At 53.3% G+C, this 21,266-nt stretch carries 18 protein-coding genes; 7 read left to right on the forward strand and 11 right to left on the reverse strand.

Going from position 1 to position 21,266, the window contains the following annotated elements:
- Window positions 1-257: 257 nt before the first annotated feature.
- A complete protein-coding gene (locus LOK74_RS14910) occupies window positions 258-1,421 on the reverse strand; it encodes a M20 metallopeptidase family protein (RefSeq protein WP_230042823.1) in 1,164 nt (387 codons plus the stop codon).
- A 171-nt stretch (window positions 1,422-1,592) separates the two neighbouring features.
- Here LOK74_RS14910 and trmB point away from each other — a divergent pair, with 171 nt between their 5' ends.
- The 5 genes from trmB (at window position 1,593) to LOK74_RS14930 (ending at window position 6,895) form a co-directional block, all read left to right on the forward strand.
- On the forward strand, window positions 1,593-2,234 hold the full coding sequence (trmB, locus tag LOK74_RS14915; protein WP_230042824.1) for a tRNA (guanosine(46)-N7)-methyltransferase TrmB: 642 nt from the start codon (window positions 1,593-1,595) through the stop codon (window positions 2,232-2,234).
- Window positions 2,235-2,375: 141 nt separating this feature from the next.
- Window positions 2,376-2,510, forward strand: a complete 135-nt coding sequence (locus tag LOK74_RS24095; RefSeq protein ID WP_255679459.1) for a hypothetical protein — start codon at window positions 2,376-2,378, stop codon at window positions 2,508-2,510.
- 215 nt (window positions 2,511-2,725) lie between these two features.
- Window positions 2,726-4,438 (forward strand): methyl-accepting chemotaxis protein, encoded by a 1,713-nt coding sequence (locus LOK74_RS14920; protein ID WP_230042825.1) that lies wholly within the window; start codon window positions 2,726-2,728, stop codon window positions 4,436-4,438.
- Window positions 4,439-4,535: 97 nt separating this feature from the next.
- On the forward strand, window positions 4,536-5,387 hold the full coding sequence (locus tag LOK74_RS14925; protein WP_230042826.1) for a DUF2268 domain-containing putative Zn-dependent protease: 852 nt from the start codon (window positions 4,536-4,538) through the stop codon (window positions 5,385-5,387).
- A 47-nt stretch (window positions 5,388-5,434) separates the two neighbouring features.
- Window positions 5,435-6,895, forward strand: a complete 1,461-nt coding sequence (locus tag LOK74_RS14930; protein WP_230042827.1) for a L,D-transpeptidase — start codon at window positions 5,435-5,437, stop codon at window positions 6,893-6,895.
- A 49-nt stretch (window positions 6,896-6,944) separates the two neighbouring features.
- Here the strand turns inward: LOK74_RS14930 and LOK74_RS14935 are convergent, their stop codons facing one another.
- The 4 genes from LOK74_RS14935 to LOK74_RS14950 form a co-directional block, all read right to left on the reverse strand.
- Window positions 6,945-7,385, reverse strand: coding sequence for a hypothetical protein (locus LOK74_RS14935; RefSeq protein ID WP_230042828.1), 441 nt, complete (start codon window positions 7,383-7,385; stop codon window positions 6,945-6,947).
- Entirely contained in the window at window positions 7,382-8,206 is an 825-nt protein-coding gene (locus LOK74_RS14940) for a DUF3100 domain-containing protein (RefSeq protein ID WP_230042829.1), read from the reverse strand. Before LOK74_RS14940 ends, LOK74_RS14935 begins: the two co-directional genes overlap by 4 nt.
- Window positions 8,207-8,286: 80 nt before the next feature.
- Complete coding sequence (locus LOK74_RS14945; protein ID WP_230042830.1) at window positions 8,287-9,168, reverse strand: NAD(P)-dependent oxidoreductase; 882 nt, start codon at window positions 9,166-9,168, stop codon at window positions 8,287-8,289.
- Window positions 9,169-9,186: 18 nt separating this feature from the next.
- Entirely contained in the window at window positions 9,187-10,638 is a 1,452-nt protein-coding gene (locus LOK74_RS14950) for an aldehyde dehydrogenase family protein (RefSeq protein ID WP_230042831.1), read from the reverse strand.
- A 138-nt stretch (window positions 10,639-10,776) separates the two neighbouring features.
- On the opposite strand from LOK74_RS14950, the gene LOK74_RS14955 reads away from it, so the two are divergent.
- Window positions 10,777-12,885 (forward strand): helix-turn-helix domain-containing protein, encoded by a 2,109-nt coding sequence (locus LOK74_RS14955; RefSeq protein ID WP_230042832.1) that lies wholly within the window; start codon window positions 10,777-10,779, stop codon window positions 12,883-12,885.
- Between the two features lie 145 nt (window positions 12,886-13,030).
- On the opposite strand, the gene LOK74_RS14960 is transcribed toward LOK74_RS14955, so the two are convergent.
- The 5 genes from LOK74_RS14960 to LOK74_RS14980 all read right to left on the reverse strand — a co-directional run bounded on the left by LOK74_RS14960 (window position 13,031) and on the right by LOK74_RS14980 (window position 19,141).
- Window positions 13,031-13,381 carry a hypothetical protein gene (locus tag LOK74_RS14960; RefSeq protein ID WP_230042833.1) on the reverse strand — a complete coding sequence of 117 codons (351 nt, stop codon included), beginning with the start codon at window positions 13,379-13,381 and terminating at the stop codon, window positions 13,031-13,033.
- 328 nt (window positions 13,382-13,709) lie between these two features.
- Window positions 13,710-16,268: a PBP1A family penicillin-binding protein gene (locus LOK74_RS14965; protein WP_230042834.1), complete on the reverse strand. Its 2,559-nt coding sequence runs from the start codon at window positions 16,266-16,268 to the stop codon at window positions 13,710-13,712.
- Between the two features lie 208 nt (window positions 16,269-16,476).
- Window positions 16,477-18,486: a transketolase gene (gene tkt / locus LOK74_RS14970; protein ID WP_230042835.1), complete on the reverse strand. Its 2,010-nt coding sequence runs from the start codon at window positions 18,484-18,486 to the stop codon at window positions 16,477-16,479.
- Between the two features lie 74 nt (window positions 18,487-18,560).
- Window positions 18,561-18,746, reverse strand: coding sequence for a YqgQ family protein (locus LOK74_RS14975; protein WP_230042836.1), 186 nt, complete (start codon window positions 18,744-18,746; stop codon window positions 18,561-18,563).
- Window positions 18,743-19,141: a hypothetical protein gene (locus LOK74_RS14980; RefSeq protein WP_230042837.1), complete on the reverse strand. Its 399-nt coding sequence runs from the start codon at window positions 19,139-19,141 to the stop codon at window positions 18,743-18,745. Before LOK74_RS14980 ends, LOK74_RS14975 begins: the two co-directional genes overlap by 4 nt.
- A 225-nt stretch (window positions 19,142-19,366) precedes the next feature.
- Here LOK74_RS14980 and LOK74_RS14985 point away from each other — a divergent pair, with 225 nt between their 5' ends.
- Window positions 19,367-20,542: an MFS transporter gene (locus LOK74_RS14985; RefSeq protein WP_230042838.1), complete on the forward strand. Its 1,176-nt coding sequence runs from the start codon at window positions 19,367-19,369 to the stop codon at window positions 20,540-20,542.
- Between the two features lie 116 nt (window positions 20,543-20,658).
- Here the strand turns inward: LOK74_RS14985 and LOK74_RS14990 are convergent, their stop codons facing one another.
- Complete coding sequence (locus LOK74_RS14990; protein WP_230042839.1) at window positions 20,659-21,207, reverse strand: hypothetical protein; 549 nt, start codon at window positions 21,205-21,207, stop codon at window positions 20,659-20,661.
- Window positions 21,208-21,266: the final 59 nt, after the last annotated feature.

Genomic DNA, 21,266 nt, shown 5'->3' on the forward strand with positions numbered 1-21,266 from the left:
TGGGCCAGGATTTTTCTACAGTGAAGGGGACCCGTTCCAGCGAATTACCTCAGTCCTTTAACTGAATTCGAGCTAGTTGCTACCACCTGTTAAAAATCCCTTAACAGCGTAGAAGCCCAACACCTCTCCATCCATTCGCACTGAAGACCGAGGCACGACTTGATAAGAAATTATGTAGGTCAAAGAGTTGTTTGCAGTAGTTGTGAAACTACGCACTACTCTCAACCTACCGCTAGCCTCTTTACTATTAGGTAAGATTACATAACGTACCGCAACGCCATCCGGCAAAGCCACTCTGTGGCTAGAGGAAGTGCCCGTTCATCGATCACAAACCGAGGGTGATGGTGCGGATATACCGGTCCTTCCGGCAGCCCCGCGCCGACGAAACAGAAGGCACCAGGCACTTTTTGCAGGTAGTAGGCAAAGTCCTCTCCAGCCATGTTAGGCTGCATGATACCGACATGTTGGGCGCCAAACACCGGTTCAGCTTCCTGCATCGCTGCCCTCGCTTCCCGTTCATGATTGATCACCGCAGGGTAGCCCCGTACATAATCCATATCGATCCGGGCCCCATACATCTGGGCTATGCTGGCAGCCGTCTGTTCCAATCGTCCCTGCAGCAAATCTCTTACCACAGGATCAAAACTGCGCACAGTCCCTTTCAGCACGGCCTTGTCCGCAATCACGTTAAACGCTGACCCGGACTGCAGCAACCCAAAAGTAACCACTCCTGAATCGAGCGGGTTGACCTGACGGCTGACGATATGCTGAGACGCCATCACCAGATGGGAGGCAATCACCAGAGAATCAACCGTCTTATGCGGCAGTCCGCCATGTCCCCCCTTGCCACTGATCGTGACCGTAAACAGGTCAGCCGCAGCCATCATCGGCCCCTGTGTTGTGTAGAAGGTACCCACCGGAAACTCTGACCATAGGTGGAGACCAAAAATCACGTCTACACCATCCAGCGCCCCTGCTTCTATCATCCCTATTGCACCACCGGGTGGAATCTCTTCAGCGGGTTGAAAGATGAAGCGAACACTCCCCCGCAGCCGATCGCGCATGCCGCTCAGGATCTGGGCCGCTCCCAACAAGGCAGCCATATGCCCGTCGTGCCCGCAGGCGTGCATAATCCCCGGCACTTCGGAAGCGTAGGGAAGCCCCGTCTCCTCCACAATCGCCAGCGCATCCATGTCGGCGCGCAGGGCTACCGTCTTGCCTGGTATCTTCCCCACGAGATCGGCCACCACGCCATATCCATTTACTCCCTCGCGTACGTCTAACCCAAACTGCCGCAACATACCGGCCACGACGCTGGCTGTCCTGCTCTCGGCATACGACAGCTCAGGATGACGGTGAAACTCCCTGCGCCATTTCACGATCTCTCCTGTCAGGCTTTGACAGGCTTCTTTTATCGTCATGTTTGTTTTTCCCCTCCCGATCAAGTGATGCTTGCGGATCGTTTGTTCTTTTCCTTCTTTTATTGTAGCAAATCCCGCAATCGTTGAGTTGCTCTCTTGAATTGTGACGCCGAACATAATAACATGTAGAAGGATTTTTTTCATCCGTGATACTTCTCGAGGAGGTTTCTCATGCGATTACGCAATATCCCCGGGGCTGAGGAAGCGCTCCGTCAATATCCAGTGTTCGTAGAAGACCCAACTGCCTATCGCGGGCGTTGGCAGGAACGCTTTGGCAACGACCACCCGCTTCATCTGGAGATCGGCTGCGGCAAAGGCCGCTTCATTACAACTCTCGCCGAGCAGCATCCAGAGATCAACTTTATTGCGCTGGAGGTAAAGGCAGAGGTGATTTACCGTACCGCCCAGAGGACCGAGAAGAGGCCCATACCCAATCTTGCGCTGGTTCAGTACAACGCGACCTTGCTACCCGATCTGTTTGCGGAACAAGAACTGGATCGCATCTACCTCAACTTTAGCGATCCCTGGCCTAAACGACGTCATCACAAACGACGCCTCACCTACGCCGGTTTTTTGCGGATGTATAAACAGGTACTGAAACCCCATGGTGAGATTCATCTCAAAACGGATAATGAAAAACTGTTTGAGTACTCGCTCAACCAGTTTTCTGAGGAACGATTCCAACTGCGTCACATCACGTTTGACCTGCATCAATCGCCGTTTGCCGAACAAAATGTGATGACGGAGTACGAAGAACGATTTGCCAGCCGCGGACAGCGGATTTATCGTACAGAAGCGGTTTACCTGCCTTGATCACGGAACAAATGAAACTTCCATCTCTCCTTCTGCACATGAGGAGATCCCACGAATATTACGCGCTTTGTACAGGCGGCGGCCCACCCAACTTGTGTAGTCACTACATATAGTAGGTGTAAACGCTGATGTAAAGAGGCGATGAATCTGAAGAAGAACGGTCTGTCAAGCGAAGATCTAACCCTGTTGGCTGCTCTCCTTGCGCTTGTAGCTGATATCCTTGTCATATGGGCACTGTTTAAAGAGAAACAGGAGAAAGAGAGCGATCTTTTATAAAGCAATGAACCGCGCAAAGCGCCTATTCGGCTGCCCTGACAAATGGCAGCCGATTATTTTATGCATCCCTCAAAAACCTGTTGCAACGTGATGTACTTTCATGGTAAGCGGATTCACCCGATCCTTCCATGAAAAAGAAACTGTTTTGCCTCAGGAAAAGTAGGGAATAACCCTAGTTATGTGCAATCGATGAACAACCAACAGGAGGCAGCAGGATGAAACGCAGGATCAAACTTAGTGTAGGTAAGAAACTGTATATGGGCTTTATCTTTATGATGTTACTCGTGCTTGGCGTTGGCAGCCTCGGCATGAAGGAAATGAGCAGTATCTATCAGGAAGCCGAAGAGATTAACGGAAACTGGCTGCCGGGCGTGAGCATCATCAACAATGTGAACTATCTAACCGAACGGGTTCTCTCTCTGGAACTGAAATACGTTGTGACGCAAGATCAGTCGCAACGGGACAAACTGCTTGCGGAGATGGATCAGACGCTGGGCAAAGTAGAGACAGCCCTTTCCCGATACCAGGCAAAGATCGTGCTGGACGAAGAACGAAAAGCGTTTACCAGTTTGCAGGAAACATGGGCACAGTACTTGGAGCTGCATCAGCAAATGATCGATGTCGGCAAACAGGGAGAAAGCTTTGCCATGGACCTGCTGCTGCTCGATGCCGACACGATCTACTCAGAAATGCAAGGGTATATCGACACTCTGATCAAGCTGAATAATGACGGCGCTAACCAGGCAATCAAGGAGGCAGATGCGGCCTACCAACGCGCTAACAACCTGACAGGATGGCTGCTCGGTATCTCTGTCCTTTTTGGTATGGTCTACGCCTACAGGCTAACCCGAAGCATAACGGTACCGCTGAAACAAATCTCGGACAATATGAAACAGGTTGGCCAGGGAGATTTGAGGGTAGAGGATGTTGCGTGTAAAAATCGAGACGAGATCGGCAGCCTGGCAGCGGATTGCAACAACATGGTCCGCGATCTGCGTGAAGTGATCGGCCAGGTCGGTACAAGTGCCGTCAATCTGTCGGCCAGCTCGGAACAATTGGCTGCAAGTGCCGATCAAACGGCAGACGCTACCCAACAAATTGCTTCTACGATCCAGGAAGTGGCGAGTGGAGCAGACAGCCAACAGCAAAGCGCAGAAGAGAGCGCTCGTTCCATGGAAGAGATGGTCACTGGCATCCAGCGGATTGCCGAATCGGCGGCGGCTGCTTCCGAATTGTCGGCGCAAACGTCAGACGAGGCAGCACGCGGCGATGAAACTATCCAACAAGCCGTTCGGAACATGGAATCGATCCGCCATTCTGTCGGCCGTTCCACAGAAGTGATCCGACAGTTGGAGGAGCGGTCCAGAGAAATCGGTGAGATTATTGCTGTCATCACCGGTATAGCCGGACAGACCAACCTGCTTGCTCTAAACGCGGCGATCGAAGCAGCCCGTGCAGGAGAACAAGGCAGAGGGTTCGCTGTCGTCGCCGATGAAGTGCGCAAGCTGGCGGAACAGTCAGAAGCCTCCGCTCAGCATATCGCACAGTTGATTGAGCAGATCCAAAGCGACACCCACCTCTCTGTAGAGTCGATGACAACAGCCAATCGGGATGTATCGGAAGGGATGACCACCGTTCGAGATGCCGGTGAAGCCTTTGAGCGAATCGTACAAGCTGTCACGCGGACAACTGATCAGATACAGGAGGTCTCAGCAGCCTCTGAACAGCTGTCGGCCAGCGCACAACAGGTAACGGGCACGGTAGAACTGATGGCGATGATCGCCCGCGAATCTACTTCTCACATCCAAGGTGTAGCCGGTTTGTCAGAGGAGCAGCTTGCCTCGATGGAAGAGATCAGCAGTTCAACCGCTAATCTGAGCAAGATGGCCCAGGAACTGCAGGAGCTTACGCAGCGGTTTCGCTTATAATACAAAGGGGGCAGCAGCCTCCTTTTTTCTTTTTTCTGCTCTCTTCTTTTCTTTCCTCCTGCAAAGGATTACCATGAAAAGGAAGGGAGGGGAGCAGATGATTTACTGGCATTGGCTGTATCGAGATTTTTTGCAGGCCTACACCAGCAGCACAAGCAAAGATTGGGTAGAGCAGTATCGTCAGCACTACTGGAGACCGAATCAGCACCTGCTTCAGCCGCTTCACTATGCCGTGAGAGGCTACCCGACAGAAGAGCTTGTAGCCTCCCGGATCGCATCCCTTGGCCGCTCCCGGTTTGACCGGTTAGTGGATAGTGTCGGTCAGCCGGCCATGTTTGAGCAAATGGTTGTCAGTGCCGCAGGCGACCTGCTGCAGCGACTATCTTTCACGCCTGATGGCCAGGATGTCTACGTTATCGTCGGATTGGACTGCACCAACATCTACAGCGTACCCTACGAGGGGCGCATGGTGACCGTGATCTGCCTGGAAGCGGTCGATGGGCAGGTGGCAGAACTGCAGTTGCTGCTGGCACACGAATTCCATCACTGGCTGAGACAGTCTCCATCTAGGGAGAATTTGTTTGAGCAATCGGTCGGACAACGGCTGGTCACAGAAGGATTGGCCGCTTGTTTCACCAAAGAGACCTTCCCCGGGCGAACGCTAGCGGAATACTGCTTTGTCCCCGAAGAGACCGTGAACTGGACGATTGCCCACATCGACAAACTGAATCATCTGCTTGTCCCACACCTCTACCGGACAGAACTGATACAGGCCCTTTTCTCACGTGCTCCCTCTGGCCTTCCAATCGAAGGGATGCCGCTACGCACAGGCTATGCATATGCGATGCTACTCATACAGGAACAGTTAAACCGCCGAAACCTGACTGCACAGCAGGCAGCCCTGCTTCCTTGGGAACAACTGCTGGGCATCGACACACGCTCCTCCTAATCTAATTTCCAATCCTTACCGATATGGGTAGTAGGGGAGGGTTTTGCGTGAACAAGGCACAATTCCTTCAAGAAAAAATAGCCTATCTGATCCGCTATCCCGGACAAACCGAGCTTGACTTCTACCGCCATCTGACAGAACGCTATCCAACGGAAGCAGTTGGTTGGTTTCACCTAGGCGAGGAGAGCGAGCGTCACGGTGACCGGCAGCGGGCTTTACAATATTACCGTCAGGCGATACACGGGCATGCCAGCAGCGAATTCCACGATCTGGCGCGGCAAGCATATCGTCGGCTGCTGAAGGAGCGAAGACAGCGGCGATGGAAGGCAGCCCTGAGACGGCTGCTCTCTCTGGCTGTGCTTACACTGCTGCTGTCGCTGCTCCCTCATCCTACCCTGGCCCCCGTCCTTGAGCAGACTGACCAGAACGCCGCTGTCGCAGCACAAACCAGCGGCGTCGAAAAGGATCCTGTGCAGCATACGGAAGTAATCGCCGTTCCGCCAGGTTTGACAGGCAAAAGGCTGCAAGCCCAGGTAAAACATTACCTCGCGTCAAGACGGCTGCACTTCACGGTTCCGTTTACCGTGATCCTCGTACCCGAGACAGGTGGACTGCCATCTTTTACGCCGCTGCTGTTTTATCGCCCGACGACGGTAAAAGGAATCATCCGTTTTGATCCGACAAGCAACAAGTTGATTGCGGAGAACTATTATGATCCTGCCTGTGAGTGCGCCGATCAACCTCCTGTAGCGGATGCCAAACGGGCGCTGTCTGAGGAGCAGCAGACGCTGGAACAGGTGCTGCTGATGCGAAATGCCCTCTATCGCACCTATCAGCAAACCGGTCGCCTGCCAGGACAACTGCAGGATTTGACCAAGCCCACTCCGGCCAACAGACTGTCCGCTCTGCCCCGGCTGGCTGTTCCGGCCAAGCTGCAGCATCAATCGGCGCAAACAGCGGACCTTCAGTGGGCGTACCGCCCCGATCGATTCCGCCCTGACATGGCTTGGGATAGCTTGTCAGAAGTTCTGCCGCTGCCCTATTATGCAGAACCGACGATACCACTGGATCCGCTGCGGATTCTTGTACATAAACCCTCCCATCGGCTTCTGCTGACCAGCGGCCCGCATCTCGTGCGCCAGTATCCGATCGGGATCGGGAAAAACGACTCGACACCGGACGGTTACTTCACCATTCTGCAAAAGATGAACTACCCGGCAGGCGCAGGCAATATCTACGGCTCAAGAGGGATGACTTTTTTCAACACATCCTACGCCATTCATGGCACCAACGATCCAGACAGCATCGGCAAGGCGAAATCGCTGGGCTGCATCCGTCTGCACAATGCCGACGTAGAGGAGCTGTACAGCTTTGTCAGTCCTGGTACAGATGTGATCATCTCATCACAAGCCCAGCCACTGCTCGCCTGGACAAATGGCGCTCGCCAGTTGATCCCTGCCGGCAGCCATGAAAAAACGCCTGGGGTGACGTATCATTGGCTGCACTGATCACTGCGGCCTCCTATCCGTCCGTCGGTGAGTCAAAAACTGGCTCCGCCTAGAACTTGCCTTGTATGCGGAACATAATCTCCGCAAACAGGGCCGCAAACAGAAACGTCCCGGTATACACCACGAGAGAGACCACAACGATCCGCCAGCTCAACTTTTTAAAGTCGGCCAGGTCTTTCCCGAACGATAACCCCGCGTATGCGAGGATCGGTGTGGCCAGCGCCATGAAATTAATCTTTGCGGTCATTTCGGCTAGATAGGAGTTGCCCGGGAAAACGGGTGAAGTAATCAATAAGGCCAGCAAAGAAATCCAGACAACCGCTGGCAGTTTGAACGGCAGGCAGTCCGTTAAGCTCCAGCCGATGATCGTGACAGCTACGATGATCATGATGCCGGGCAACGCTTCAATTGGAGAAACGCCGTACCCAACCCAGTTCCCTAAAATAGCAATCAAGCCGATGATTGAGACGATCAACAGTTTTTGCTTCATCGGCTGACTCCCTCCCCTTTATCGACAGCATGCCGTCTGCCCAAGATCGGTTCTAGCCAGCGGTAGAGGCGAACCGTGACGGGGAGCGAGAAAAAGATACATACATAAGTCCCGATAATGATCGTAATCAGGTTGGCTGCCCCAGCAAACACAGCGATCTCTTCTGCATGTTCGGGGAACGTAACCGCCAGTGCTCCAGATGCAGCCGCCATCATGCTGCCAGAGCCGACTCCCGCGCCCATCGCAAGCGAAATCGGGTGAAAGAGGCCCAGACTACCCAGGAAGCCGGCCAACAAGGCGAGGTAGATCGCTCCGAAGATCGTTCCGCAGATGTATACCCCTAATGCGCCCCGTACCTCCGGAGAATCGCCGCCATATTTTTCAGAGATGACCGCCAGATTTGGTTCACGGTCAATCGAGAACGTCGCACCGATCGCCTCCCGTTTCATCCCGATTAACAGAGCGATCGGCAGCCCCAGAATGATCGTTCCGACAAAATGGCCGATCTCCTGTACACTGAGTGAGAAACCGGCGTCAAAGATCTGCGGCAGAGACGGCCCCAACATCGTGCCCAGCTTGGCTACAAACAGCATGAAAGCAATGCCCAAAATATAAGATGCCCGCTTCATTTCACCCATTTTCAACCAGTTGAAGGTAGGCCAACTGATAAAACCGCCGATGACTAATGCATACAGCATAGGGAAAAGCGCCAAGACACCGATCCCTAAATCAATCTTTTTCGTCCCGATCAGTTCGGTCACAATCACCAGCCCTAGGACGATGACGTGAAGCTTCCATTCGCGTACGCGCTCTTCACTCACGCTGCATCCCTCCGTTTCCCAACCTTAGTCATCCTGTTTCTTCCTCCTTTCCGATATCGAACAAACGCTTTTCTATCCATTCAATGATTTGCCAGGGATTGAATCACCTCGCAAACGGCGGACGAATCCAGTGTTCCTTTTCCTTGGGCCTTGGCCGCTTCATAGAACTGATAGGTTACCGAACCCATCAGCGCAGGTACGGTACAGTACGTGGCGGTACCGACATACAGAGAGAGGTCCTTGTGCATGTGTTCAAGCCGAAACTTCACCTCTTCATAGGTGCCATTCAATATATTGGGTCCGAAAATTGAGAGTACCCGGTTATGACCAGATCCTTTGTCGATCACCTCCGCCAACTTGCTTGGTTCCACTCCCGCTTTCTTGGCGACCGTAAACGCTTCCCCAAGAGCAATCGTGATCGTGGCTACAACTGCATTGTGACACAGCTTCGCCACTTGTCCGGAGCCCGACTCACCCAGGTAGACGATCTCTTGACCGATCGCCTCTAGGTACGGGCGAGCAGTCGGCAACTGCTCTTCATCACCTCCCACCATAATCGTCAACGCCCCGCTGTCTGCACCTGCCGGCCCTCCACTGACCGGACAGTCAAAAAAGTGTGCTCCTCTCTCCCTCGCCAATCGGTACAGATCACGGGCCGTTTCAGGATCAGTAGTGCTCGTATCGATTAGATAACTGCCGGAGGAGAGAGAGGAAAAGACGCCATCCTCCCCTGCCAACACCTGTCGCACGATTGACGGTCCGGGCAGAGAGGTGAAAATCACCTGCGCCGCTTGGCCGATCTCCCGTGGAGACGAGACTGGGATCGCTCCCTGTTGGACAGCCCAGTCTATTGACGTTTGCTCTGCATCGTATGCGTATACCTGATATCCTTTTTGCAGCAGATTTTTAAGCATTCCCTTTCCCATCGCGCCAATGCCGATCAAGCCGATTGTTTCCACCATTTTCTACCTCTTTCCTGGTTAAGGGCGTACGTAGACTGTTTTCAGTTCTACGTAAAAATCGAGTGCCGATTCGCCCTGTTCTTTTGGACCGATGCCGGAGATCTTCTTGCCGCCAAACGGATACTGCGACTCAAAGTGGGTGGACGGCAGATTGACGTGCGTCACGCCCGATTGAATGCCCCGTACGAATTGGAACGCCTTATTCAAGTCGTTGGTAAAGATGGTAGAGGAAAGTCCGAATTCCACCCGGTTGGCCGCTTCCATCGCTTGCTCATACGACTCCACGTCGATCACGGAGATCACAGGTGCGAATATTTCTTCCTGTGCGATAACCATATCAGGTTTCACATTGGTAAATACGGTCGGAGCTACGAAGTATCCGTGCTGCAGGGCACCGTCGGTTAGGCGCGTTCCGCCGCACTCCAGTACCGCTCCCTCTTCCACGCCTTTTTTCACATAATACAGGTACGTATCCAGTTGGTTTTGATCGATCACCGGTCCGTTCTCGCTTTCTGGATCAAATCCGTTGCCGACCCTCAGTTCTCTCGCCCTTTTGATCAGCTTCGTCTTCACCTCTTCAGCGACAGCAGGCAGTACGAGCACGCGACTGGTTCCGGTGCAGCGCTGTCCGTTGTCGAGAAAGCCGCTCAAAACAATACTGTCGATTGCCAGGTCAATGTCAGCGTCTTCCAGAATGATCGCCGGGTTCTTGCCCCCCATCTCCGCCTGCATCTTGCCCCCGCGGGAAGCAACAGCCTGACCAAGCGCCAAGCCAACTTCGGACGAGCCGGTGAAGGAGATTCCTTTTACGTCTGGATGATGCGCCAATTCATCGCCGATGACCGCCCCCGGTCCGGTAACCATGTTGACGACTCCTGTGGGTACGCCACTCTCGATCAAGAGCTGCATCAACATTACGCTGATCAGCGACGTGTTGCTGGCCGGTTTGAACACGACGGTGTTGCCGGCAATGATCGCCGGTACGATTTTCCACAATCCGATGCCCAACGGGAAGTTCCACGGTGCGATGATCGCAAACACGCCGATTGGCTCGCGTACGGTATATCCAAAGACCTGCTCATCCCAGGAAGGCACGGTTTGTCCGGTCAATCGGGTAGCTTCACCTGTCAACTGCTTCATCGACAAGATCGTTTTGTTGACCTCGCCTCTCGCCTCCCGCAAGGTTTTGCCTACTTCACGGGTAATCGTCTCCGCCAATTCCTCACGCTTGTTCTCAAGCAGTTGGATCAGCCTGAACAAGAATTCGCCGCGCTTCGGGGCAGCCGTCTGGGACCAAGCTGGAAACGCGGCCTTGGCCGCTTGGATCGCGTCTCGTGCATCGTCTGCGTTCGACTTTTGGAAATACCCCAACACTTCATTGGTATTGGCTGGATTTACGCTGGGAAACAACTGTCCGGAGCGGCAGTTGATCCACTCGCCATTTACATAGTTGCGATAGGTTTCACTCATTCCCTTTCCTCCTCCTTACTGCCCATCAAGACCATTTGTTTACTGATAATTGTATGAATTCAGAACTCAAGGTACAATGTAAGTATCTACATCATTTGATCATTTATTATAGAAGTTTTTCTATAGGAGAGAGGCGTCATGGATAACCTTGAGGCGGTCTGTGCCTTTATCGAGAAAAAGGGAGCAGACACTAGCTATTCCATCTGGATTGGCAAGTCGCGCAACCACCGTCTGGCATTCGCTTGCGGTCGCGGGCCAAGCCAGTTTTCGTCACCGCCTACTGCAGGCACGGTGCCGATCGACAAAGCGTACGCACTCACCGTTAGCGAATGCGATATCCAAATCACCTTCGCTTATCCCGAAGGGTTTCTCGCAGTCGTCTCCCTCTGCAGCAGCCATTGTCCGTTCTCAGACGGCGAGCTGGAGCACTTGCGGATGCTCCTTCACGTCTGTTTCTTGCAGCAGACCATCCGCATGAAAAACATGGAATTAGGCAAGCTGATTGAAGGAATTCGCTCCATTACTGCCTCGCTGGATCTGGACGAACTGATCAAAAAAATGATTGGCAACGCCCTGACTGTGATCCCTGCCGCCGACGCGGGTCTGCTTCACCTCTACGACCCGGAGATTGATCGGCTGGTTCCCAGAGCAGCTGTCGGGTTTGCCGAAGGCCCGATTCAACAGTTCCGGTTGCGGATCGGCGAATCGATCGCCGGTAAAGTATTTCAAGACGGCAAAGCACGGATCTACTATTCCAACGCCGAAGCCCACCAGGGGATGAGCGATCTGTCTGCGGAGAACTACTCCCATCTGGATGCAGCCAAAAAACTTAGCAGCTTAAAAGCGATGCTGAACGTACCCATCACGATCGGAGGGAAGCGGATCGGTGTGCTGGTATTGCACCAGTTTGAAAAAGAGGGAGAGTTGTCAGAGCAAGACCTGCATCTCCTGCAAGGATTCGCCGATCAGGCCGCCATAGCCATACAAAATGCGCAGCTCTATATGGAGACAAAGTCAGCCCTGCAGGAACTGGACGAACTGAGCAAACAGTTGAAGGTAAAAAACCAATCCCTGATCAAGCGGAACGAAATCCACGATACGCTGACCCGCCTTTCGCTGCAGAACAAAGGAAGCGACGTAATCGTTCAGGCGATGAACCGGATCACGGAGAAGCAGGTGGCGTTTATCGACTGCCTGGAGGATGTGTACTATCCAACCATCGCGGCTGCTCGTCCCATGATCAGCTCCGATGAGGTTTCACAGCTGTTCCGGTACAGGCGCCGTCCGATTTTCGCCCAAATCGTCACCGATGATAATACAAGCTGCTATCTATATCCGATCATCAATGATACGGTGTTGCTCGGCTGTTTGCTCGTCGAGACCGATCATCCCGTACTTCCCGAACTGGACCAGATCACGATCGAACAGGGAGGAGCGGTGCTTGCCCTGGAGCTGGTAAAAAAGCAAACGATTGCCTCCATCTATTACAAAAAAACGCACGAATTCTTTCAGGAATTGCTCCTCTTTCAAGATCCCGAGCTGTTGACCAGCCGAGGCAAGGAATTCGGTCTTGTCCCTTCCGCTCCATATGCGGTTGTGCTGTTTAAAATACCAGATTATCAAGATCTGCAGAAGCTGGAAGCCCAGATACACCGGCTGGTCGCAAAAGTGAAACAGGAATGTTATGGTGCCAGCCATCTTGTGTACGGCTTTCACGATCATGTGACCATGCTCGTCTCGCTCACCAACCGCATGGAGGAAACCAGGCTGACCGACGTCTGCAGCGCAATCGCAGAAGAGTGGCACCGTCTGGGCGAGTCCTCGCTCTGTATAGGAATGGGCAGCATGTACGAAGGGATGGAGCAGATCAAAAAGAGCTATGAGGAAGCGAAGAAAGCGATCGCCTACCTGGTGAATCGCCACCTAAGCGGCGTCATACACTATCGGGAGCTCGGAGTAAACCGGCTGATTGCTCACCAATCACAAGCTGAAATCGAGACATTCATTGGAGAAGTATTTCATCCGCTGCGTACGAACAAAGCGAAAAACAGCGACTTGGAGCGGACGCTGCGGCTCTACATCGCGAACAACCAATCGATGCAGAGAACGGCAGATGGGCTTCACATTCACATCAACACCCTGTACCAACGCCTGCGGAGAATCGAGGAGCTTTTGCAAGTGGACTTGAACAGCCCGGAAGATCTGCTGAAGATTCAACTAGCTTGTTATTTAAAAGAGTCCTCTTGATCATCACGACAACGGTTTTAAGCAGTTTCTGACAAATCATCACGAGACTACCTGCAAGCAGTCCTATAAAATAAAACGAGCAGACGCAACCATGCGCCTACTCGCTTCTCTTTTGGTTAAACCATAAGTCCGCAATGGACAGAGTTTACTCCTCCAACTGCTCCAGTTTCTCTTCCTGGACATTGTCTTCTTCTGGATACCAGTGATCCAGCACTTTTCCCTGCAGCACTTTGCCATCAATAAAAGAAACCTGCTGCTCGGTAAACAGTGTCTTCCAATCAATCTCCAGCTCTTCCGCCAGCTTCACCACCGTGAGCAGTTCCGACCAGGCAACGTAGCGTTTGTACCAGAAAAACTGGGGCTGCTCATTCATGTATGGATAGAGGTCATCAAAGTCCGTATGCTTGCAATCAAGTGCTCGCTCAAAATGGGTCTTTGCCTGCTGCAACTTCTCATAGAAAAACTGGTGCAAATCCAACTTTACCAAATCGGCCATGTGAATCCCTCCCGCTGGAAAAAATATCTGGGCATCATCAAGGAAAGTGGCAATGAGTTACGGGTTTCTTGTATTGTAACACGCATGGCGAAAAGTGCAAATAGTCCAACACTTGACAATTGAAAAAGAGACAACTACCCGATGCGGCCGATTGTCGCAAACGGGTCGTTGGCGTGTTTTTCGGATTCAGATAGCGATGCGGTATCACGGAGGAGCCAGTGAATCAATGAACTAACGAGTGCAATCGTTCAATAAATCAGCGGTAGTCTAAGACTATATTTTCTGGTCAAAGACTACCGCTGTTTTGTATGTCGGGGGTCAGTCTACATCATTGGCTTCCCCATGGATCATTGTTGAACTGCGGAATATCTGTCGGACGGTCGCCGCTTTCCGTAGGATCGAGTTGATCGTTCCGCTGCTCTCCGTCATCACCGTCGTTTCTACCTTCCCTATTTTGGCTGTCGTTATTGCCATCATCGGGCGTGGATCCGTCATGGTTGCCTTGACCGCCATCATTGGGTTCACCGTTATTGTCTCCGGTGTCACCGGTTTGCCCGTCATTGTCGTTCCCACTGCCGTCGTCACCGGGCCATCCGTTGCCACCGTCCCCGTTTTCATCCTGCCCACTGTTATCGCCGTTGTTGTCCTCGTTCCCGTTATTCTGATCGAAGCCGCCTTCTCCCTGATCTTCATGATGCTGCTCCGCGTCTTCCAGGAATCGTTGCACTTGCGACATATCTACTTCTGCAGGATTGGACGGAGGACCTTCTTTCCCCTCCGCATCGCGAGGGATGACAATGTATTTGTACAGGGTTCCTTCAAACGCGTCGACGTATTGGTTCGCTGTAATCCCTTCTTGTACCAGCTCTTTCTCCTCTGGTGAATCGACAAATCGGTACAAATCGTAGGTCAGTTCCAAACCTTCATTTCCAATCCAAGTGATAACCACTTCCGGCATGTGATTATCCAGCGCCAATACGGCCATTACCTGAGGCGGTTGCATCTGCACCGGTTTATCCGGCTTTTCTACTCCCGGTGGAGGCGTAAAGTCCGTCGATTTCACCCCTTGCAGGCCCTGTGCAAACACCTTGCTGAACAACTGCGCCGGTTTGCTGCTGCCCTGCGTCATCGCGTTTTGCTTGTCTTCGGGGTCAAACCCCATCCAGACCGCCCCTACATAGTTTGGCGTATAGCCTACAAACCAGGCGTCTTTGTTGTACTTGGTGTTGTTCCGGTACGCTTCTGATTCGGTTGTCCCGGTCTTACCGGCTACATGGCGTCCGCTGATTCGTGCATACCGACCGGTGCCTTCTTCGACAGCAGCCTGCAGCATCAGATGCATCTCCCAGGCGGCCTGTGCCGAGAGCACCTGAGTATGCTTGGGCTCGGCGGATTCCACAATGCCGAATTCCTGCGATTCAATCTTGGTGATCACATAGGGGTGAGCCATGCTGCCGCCATTGGCGAATGTCGTATACGCCTGGGCCATCGCTAGAGGAGATGTCCCCTTGTGCAGGCCGCCTAGGGCAATCGACAGGTTGCGATCTTCGGGCTGCAGTTGAATCCCGAACTTCTCAATGTACTTGATCGCATCCGAAATCCCCATCTCATTTAACAGCCAAACTGCCGGGACGTTGATCGAATCGATAACAGCTTGGCGCATCGTGACCGAACTGCTGTACTTGCCGTTGTAGTTGCGTGGTTTGTACCCGTTGAAGTCCTGTCTGGTGTTGTTTAGTTTGGAATACATGTTCCATTCGCCGCTATCCAAGGCAGGTGCATAGACAGCCAAGGGTTTAAACGAAGACCCAGGCTGCCGCTGGGTGTCGACCGCAAAGTTAAAGCCTTTGGCTGCATATTGGCGACCTCCCATCATTGCCGCGATCCCGCCTGTCTTCGGATCGAGCACGACCATGCCGGATTGCACCTGGCGATCTGCTCCGTCTGGAGGGAAGTTGTTGGGATCGGCAAAGGCACTTACCATCGCATCCTGCATCTTGGGATCAAGCGTGGTGTGGATCTCCCAACCTCCGCGATACAGTTGGTCTTCCGTGATCCCGTACACCTGAGCGGCTTCCCGTACGACGTAATCGATAAACGCCCGGTAGCCTTTTTTCAGCCCCCGTTCCTCCTGCCCGTCGTTCTCCGGCAGCGGTTGGTTCTGGGCCGCTTCCTTTTCTGGCTGTGTGATATAGTTTTGCTCCATCATCAAGCGCAGAACGGTATCGCGCCGCTCCTTTGCCTTGTCTGGATTAGCGAACGGCGAATAGGTACCCGGTGCCTTGGGCAGCGCCGCCAGCATGGCCGCTTCATGCAATTCGAGCTCCTGCAGATTATCCTTGCCGAAGTAGTACTTGCTGGCCGCCTTCACCCCGAAAATACCAGGACCAAGATAGATCTTGTTCAGGTACATTTCCAGGATTTCGTCCTTAGAGAACTTCCGCTCCAGGTTGATCGCGATCATCGCTTCTTTGGTTTTGCGCCAAAACGTCTTTTCATGAGAGAGAAATACGTTGCGAGCCAGCTGCTGGGTGATCGTGCTGCCGCCTTCAACCGCACTGCCCGCCTGGATGTCTTTGATGATCGCTCCGCCGATCCGGATGATATCAATCCCGTTGTGTTCAAAGAATCGTTTGTCTTCAACCGCCACGAATGCATTTCTCACATGCTCCGGTATCTGGTTGAACGAGACGTACTCCCGATCCTCCTCAATGTAGAGCTTGCCGAATTCATTTCCATTCTTGTCGTACAAAACAGAAGCTTCCAGCTTTAAATCCTCCAGCTTCTGCATGTCGATCATCTTTTCGCCTGCCATCAGCAGTGCGAAATACCCCCCTACAACCGCAAACATTAAAAAGACGAAGAATGAGGCAACGAATACCAGCATCTTGTTTTTTCTGACAACCTTTTTTTCTTGGCTCCAGCCATTTTTCTTTACCTCCTGGTTTCTTTCCCCTCTCCTCGTGTTATAGACGTTTTTTTTGTGAAAATGTTTCTCTGAATAAGAAAATCCCACATATACCCTGGTGAACAAAAAAAGCCTATCCCGCCGCGGGGATAGGCCATGTCGATCTGTCATACCTCTTGGAGCCGGATCAGCGTTTTAGCAGTTTTTCCGCTTCGCTGACCACATGTTCTACTGTAAAGCCGTATTCCTGCATAATCCGTTCACCAGGAGCAGAAGCGCCAAACACATTGATCCCGAGTACAGCGCCGCCGTCCCCTGTATAACGCTCCCAGCCTTGCGGGAAGGCCATCTCTACACCCAATCGTGCTTTCACCGTAGGTGGAATTACAGAGTCGCGATACTCTTTGGACTGCCGCTCAAACAGCTCCCAGCTCGGCATGCTGACGACTCGTGCTTTGACACCGCGTGCAGCCAGTTGTTCGCGTGCCTGGAGGCAAAGCGAGACTTCCGAACCGGACGCCAGCAGCAGCAGGTCAGGCTGACCCCCTTCGGCGTCGGCGACGATGTATGCCCCTTTTGGCAGACCTTCGCTAGCGGCCGCTGCGGTCTCTGCCAGCACCGGCAGGTTTTGCCTTGTCAGGACCAGCGCTACTGGTTCATCCGTACGCGTGATCGCATAACGCCACGCCTCATTGGTCTCATTGGCGTCAGCCGGGCGCAGTACGGTCAATCCTGGCATCGCCCGCAGGGCAGGAAGCTGCTCGATCGGTTCGTGAGTCGGACCGTCTTCCCCGACCGCGATCGAGTCGTGCGTAAATACGTAAATGACTGGCTGCTTCATCAGTGCGGAGAGGCGGATGGCCGGACGCAGATAGTCGGAGAACACAAAGAACGTCCCTCCATACACCTTCAGACCGCCATGCAATGCCATCCCGTTGAGAGCTGCCCCCATCGCAAACTCGCGTACGCCAAACCAGATGTTGCGCCCTTCGTAGCTGCCAGGCAGGAAGTTGCCCTCATCCTTGATCACCGTATTGTTGGAGTGAGCCAGGTCAGCCGAGCCCCCAAACAGATAGGGAACGCGTTTGGCGATTCCGTTGATCGCTTTCCCTGATGCGGCGCGGGTCGCCAGTTTGCTGCCCGTCTCATGCGCAGGCAGTTCCGCATCCCAGCCCTCCGGCAGCTTCCCGGATACGGCAGTCTTAAACTGCTCCGCCAACTGCGGATACGCTTTTGCATAGGCAGCGAACAGGTCCGCCCACTCTGCTTCCCGCTTTTGTCCAGCATCCGCCAGACCTTGGTAAAAATCAGAGACCTCCTGCGGGACGTGGAAATCAGTGTCGTGCCCCCATTCGTAAGCCTCTTTGGTCAGTTTTGCCTCATCTTTTCCAAGCGGGGCACCATGTGCCGCAGACGAGCCAGCTTTGTTCGGACTGCCGAAGCCGATCGTGGTTTTTACCTCGATCAGAGTCGGGCGATCCAGATCGGCACGCGCTTCTGAAATCGCCCGCTCAATCTCTGCCAGATCGTTGCCGTCTTCGACGCGCAGGTACTGCCAACCGTACGCTTTGTAGCGCATCGCCACATCTTCGGAGAACGAGCGGGAGAGTTCCCCGTCCAGCGAGATGTCATTGGAATCATAAAGCATAATCAGTTTGCCCAGTTTCAGATGACCGGCCAGGGAAGAAGCCTCTCCAGAGACACCTTCCATCAGGTCGCCATCGCCGCAGATCACATAGGTGAAATGATTGACGATATCGTAATCGTCGCGGTTGTATGTAGCAGCCAGATGCTTCTCCGCCATCGCCATGCCGACAGCCATGGCAATCCCTTGACCGAGCGGTCCGGTGGTGGCGTCAACACCGGGAGTATGTCCATACTCCGGATGCCCCGGGGTGCGGCTGCCCCACTGGCGGAAGTTCTGCAAATCTTCCATGCTGACATCGTATTTCATCAGATGCAGCATGGCGTACAACAGCATCGAGCCGTGACCGGCGGACAGCACGAAACGATCCCGGTTGATCCAGTGAGGATTTTGCGGATTGACATTCATAAAACGGCTCCACAGCACATGTGCCATCGGTGCGGCACCCATCGGCATGCCGGGGTGGCCGGAATTGGCTTTTTCAATCGCATCAATGGCGAGCGTACGCAGGGTGTTAATCGCTAGCTGATCAATAGACGCTTGATTCGTCATGTAAGAATTTTCCCTCCTCCGATTCATTGCAGTGTGATTATACCACAGCTTGTTAGTGCTGGGTGAACAACCGGTTATTTTTTTGACTCTCGCAGGGCTGCGATCGCTTTCATAAATTCTTCCTTATCGATCAAACCGAGTTGGTAAAGTTCGCGGATTTCGTCTTCGATCAGCAAGCGGTCTCCCTCGGGATCTCCGGTATAGATGACGATGCCAAAACGGTGCAGGAAGTGCTTGAGATCAAACTGCTCTTGCTTCACGTCACTTCCTCCCAAGCCGATTCCATCCCTGCCAGCACACGGGTATAGTCGAACTCCACCGCAAAGCCGGTAATCGCCACTACTTTTGCCCGGGGATATGCTTGCTGCCAATCCGCCGCCTCCCGCTCGCTTACCCCGACGATGTAAAGGGGGGCATCGGCAAGCGTGTCGTCTTGCGTCAGCAGGTCGAGAAAGCGTCCGCTTTTTTCCGGCTCCCCTGCCGTATTGACGATGATCAGGCTCTTTCCAATGCCCTCCTCCCGCCGCTGTTCTTTGACCAGCTCCAGTGTCTGCTGCGTTGGGACAAGCGCATTTACTTCAGAAAAATAGTCGAGGATCTCATCGAGCCATTCATCCTCTTGCCAAGCAAAATAGTAGACCATCAGCCGTTCCATCTCTTTTCCTCCAAAGCCGTTGCTCGCCGGTTGACTCATCACCCGTCAGGCAGCAGGTGATGACAGGGTAACCGGTGACGATTTGACGACATTTTTTTCACTGCTTCATTATAACACGTCCGACGGTCAGACAACCCGATTCCGCTGGCTTGACTTCCGGTTAGCCATCACGTAAGGTGGATGCAGAATAGTTCATTCGGAGGCAAAAAGAAAGAGGTTTTTTTCGTGCACAAAAAGCTGCTCACCTTATTATTCAGCGTGATGTTTTTGATGATGCTCGGATTTGGCATTATTATTCCCATCCTGCCTTTTTTTGCTGAGCGGATCGGTGCCGACTCACTGCAAATCGGCATCCTGTTTGCCAGCTATAATATTATGCAGTTTCTGTTCTCGCCGCTCTGGGGCAGCCTGTCCGACCGGATCGGTCGAAAGCCCTTGATCGTTACCGGTCTGATTGGCTTTTCGATTACCTTTGTACTGTTTGGACTTTCAGATACATATGGTGAGATGCTGCTTTACCGGATTCTCGGAGGCATCGTCTCCGCTGCTGCCATCCCGACCGTGACCGCGATGGTGGCAGATCTGTTCCCGCCGGATGAACGGGCAAAAGGGATGGGCGTGATTGGCGCTGGCGTCGGGCTCAGTTTCGTATTTGGACCGGTGATCGGCGGTCTGCTCGGCGACATCAACGCCTCCTACCCGTTCTTTGCCGCAGCGGGAGTGGCCTTCCTGACGATGTTGTTTGTCCTGGCGATGCTTCCCGAGAGCTTGCCGCGTGACAACCGTGCCGGTCGCGGCGGGCAGCGGTGGATCAATCCGCTGTCGGCGATGAGCGGACGACTCGCCTTGCTGTACAATCTGCTGTTTATTGTCTCGTTTTCGTTTGCCGGTTTGGAAGCGACGTTTGCCCTCTATATCGGTCATCTGTTCGGCATGACCTCAAAAGATCTCGGCTACATGTTCCTGGTGATGGGGATTATTGCTGCCATCGTGCAGGGCGGATTGATCGGGCGGATGGTGAAGAAGTGGGGAGAATCGGCTGTGCTTTCACTGGGATTGGGTTTGTACGCGGTTGGCTTTGTCCTGATCCTGATCGGACAAGGCTTCTGGAGCCTCTCGCTCTATCTCTCGCTGTTTGGTGCCGGTCAAGGGATGATTCGGGCTACCGCTACCTCGCTGATCACACGCCGCACGACACAGGCACAAGGGGTCACCTCTGGAACGATGAGCTCGATGGACAGTCTGGGCCGCATCCTGGGGCCGGTCGTCGCAGGAGCCTTGTTTTCCTGGCATTACAGCGCACCGTATATCGCCGGTGCGGTGCTGGTGGGAGCGATCCTGCTGCTGTTCCTCGTCCGCAATCGCTCTCTGCCGGAACCGACAGAGATCAGGAAAGTGTGAGAAAAAACCATCGCCCCCGCTATCCGGTAAAAGAACGGAGATGCGGGGGTTATCTTTCGTAGTACAAAAGACCAGATCCATCCGGCAAACGGCTGATCTGGTCCACCTGGAGATCCTTAAATATCATTTGCGATGCTCTCCAGTTTCCAACTGTCCCCTTCTTTTCGGAAGGTCATCACCATCACCGCGAGCAGCGAATCGTCGCCGTAGATCTCCATTCCGGTGACGAACCGGTCGTCGGGCTGCAGTTCGTACCAACGCTGGCGTACATCATTGGCACGCTCAAGAAAAGGATAATCGATTGGTTCTTTTGAGCCGGCAAGATCGCGAAACACCAGTTTTTCTTTCTCTACCGTTACTGTATCGGCAACCAGCTCACGCAACGCTGAATCATTCTTTTTCAGCATGGCGGCAATCACCTGCCGAGCCTGTAGATCAACGAGATTGCGCACTTCTTTTTCTTCTGTCAACCGCTTCACTTGAGTAGTCAGTTCCGCCACCTGCTGCTTCAACTGGTCCCGTTCCGCCTCCAACTGCTTGCGAGCAGCCTCTAGCTGCTCCACTTTTCCTGCTTCTGCGCCTCCCGTCGTCTGCTCAGCCTCTTGACCGGTGCAGCCTGCAGCGAGCAGACCCACAACCAGCAATACCAACCACAACTGTCTCAACGAGAACATCTCCTTTCCGTGAATCGAACCATACCAGTGCGGTTGTCCGCGATGGTTCG

The organism is Brevibacillus humidisoli (genome assembly GCF_020923435.1).
Taxonomy (GTDB): Bacteria; Bacillota; Bacilli; order Brevibacillales; family Brevibacillaceae; genus Brevibacillus_E; species Brevibacillus_E humidisoli.

Bases quoted from the DNA above. Each gene is read 5' to 3' on its own strand.
- LOK74_RS24095 (WP_255679459.1), top strand. From the start codon at position 2,376: ATGAATCTGAAGAAGAACGGTCTGTCAAGCGAAGATCTAACCCTGTTG.
- LOK74_RS14925 (WP_230042826.1), top strand. From the start codon at position 4,536: ATGATTTACTGGCATTGGCTGTATCGAGATTTTTTGCAGGCCTACACC.
- tkt (WP_230042835.1), bottom strand. From the start codon at position 18,486: ATGACGAATCAAGCGTCTATTGATCAGCTAGCGATTAACACCCTGCGT.
- LOK74_RS14920 (WP_230042825.1), top strand. From the start codon at position 2,726: ATGAAACGCAGGATCAAACTTAGTGTAGGTAAGAAACTGTATATGGGC.
- LOK74_RS14950 (WP_230042831.1), bottom strand. From the start codon at position 10,638: ATGAGTGAAACCTATCGCAACTATGTAAATGGCGAGTGGATCAACTGC.
- LOK74_RS14955 (WP_230042832.1), top strand. From the start codon at position 10,777: ATGGATAACCTTGAGGCGGTCTGTGCCTTTATCGAGAAAAAGGGAGCA.
- LOK74_RS14945 (WP_230042830.1), bottom strand. From the start codon at position 9,168: ATGGTGGAAACAATCGGCTTGATCGGCATTGGCGCGATGGGAAAGGGA.
- LOK74_RS14935 (WP_230042828.1), bottom strand. From the start codon at position 7,385: ATGAAGCAAAAACTGTTGATCGTCTCAATCATCGGCTTGATTGCTATT.
- LOK74_RS14910 (WP_230042823.1), bottom strand. From the start codon at position 1,421: ATGACGATAAAAGAAGCCTGTCAAAGCCTGACAGGAGAGATCGTGAAA.
- LOK74_RS14960 (WP_230042833.1), bottom strand. From the start codon at position 13,381: ATGGCCGATTTGGTAAAGTTGGATTTGCACCAGTTTTTCTATGAGAAG.
- LOK74_RS14980 (WP_230042837.1), bottom strand. From the start codon at position 19,141: ATGGAACGGCTGATGGTCTACTATTTTGCTTGGCAAGAGGATGAATGG.
- LOK74_RS14965 (WP_230042834.1), bottom strand. From the start codon at position 16,268: ATGCTGGTATTCGTTGCCTCATTCTTCGTCTTTTTAATGTTTGCGGTT.
- trmB (WP_230042824.1), top strand. From the start codon at position 1,593: ATGCGATTACGCAATATCCCCGGGGCTGAGGAAGCGCTCCGTCAATAT.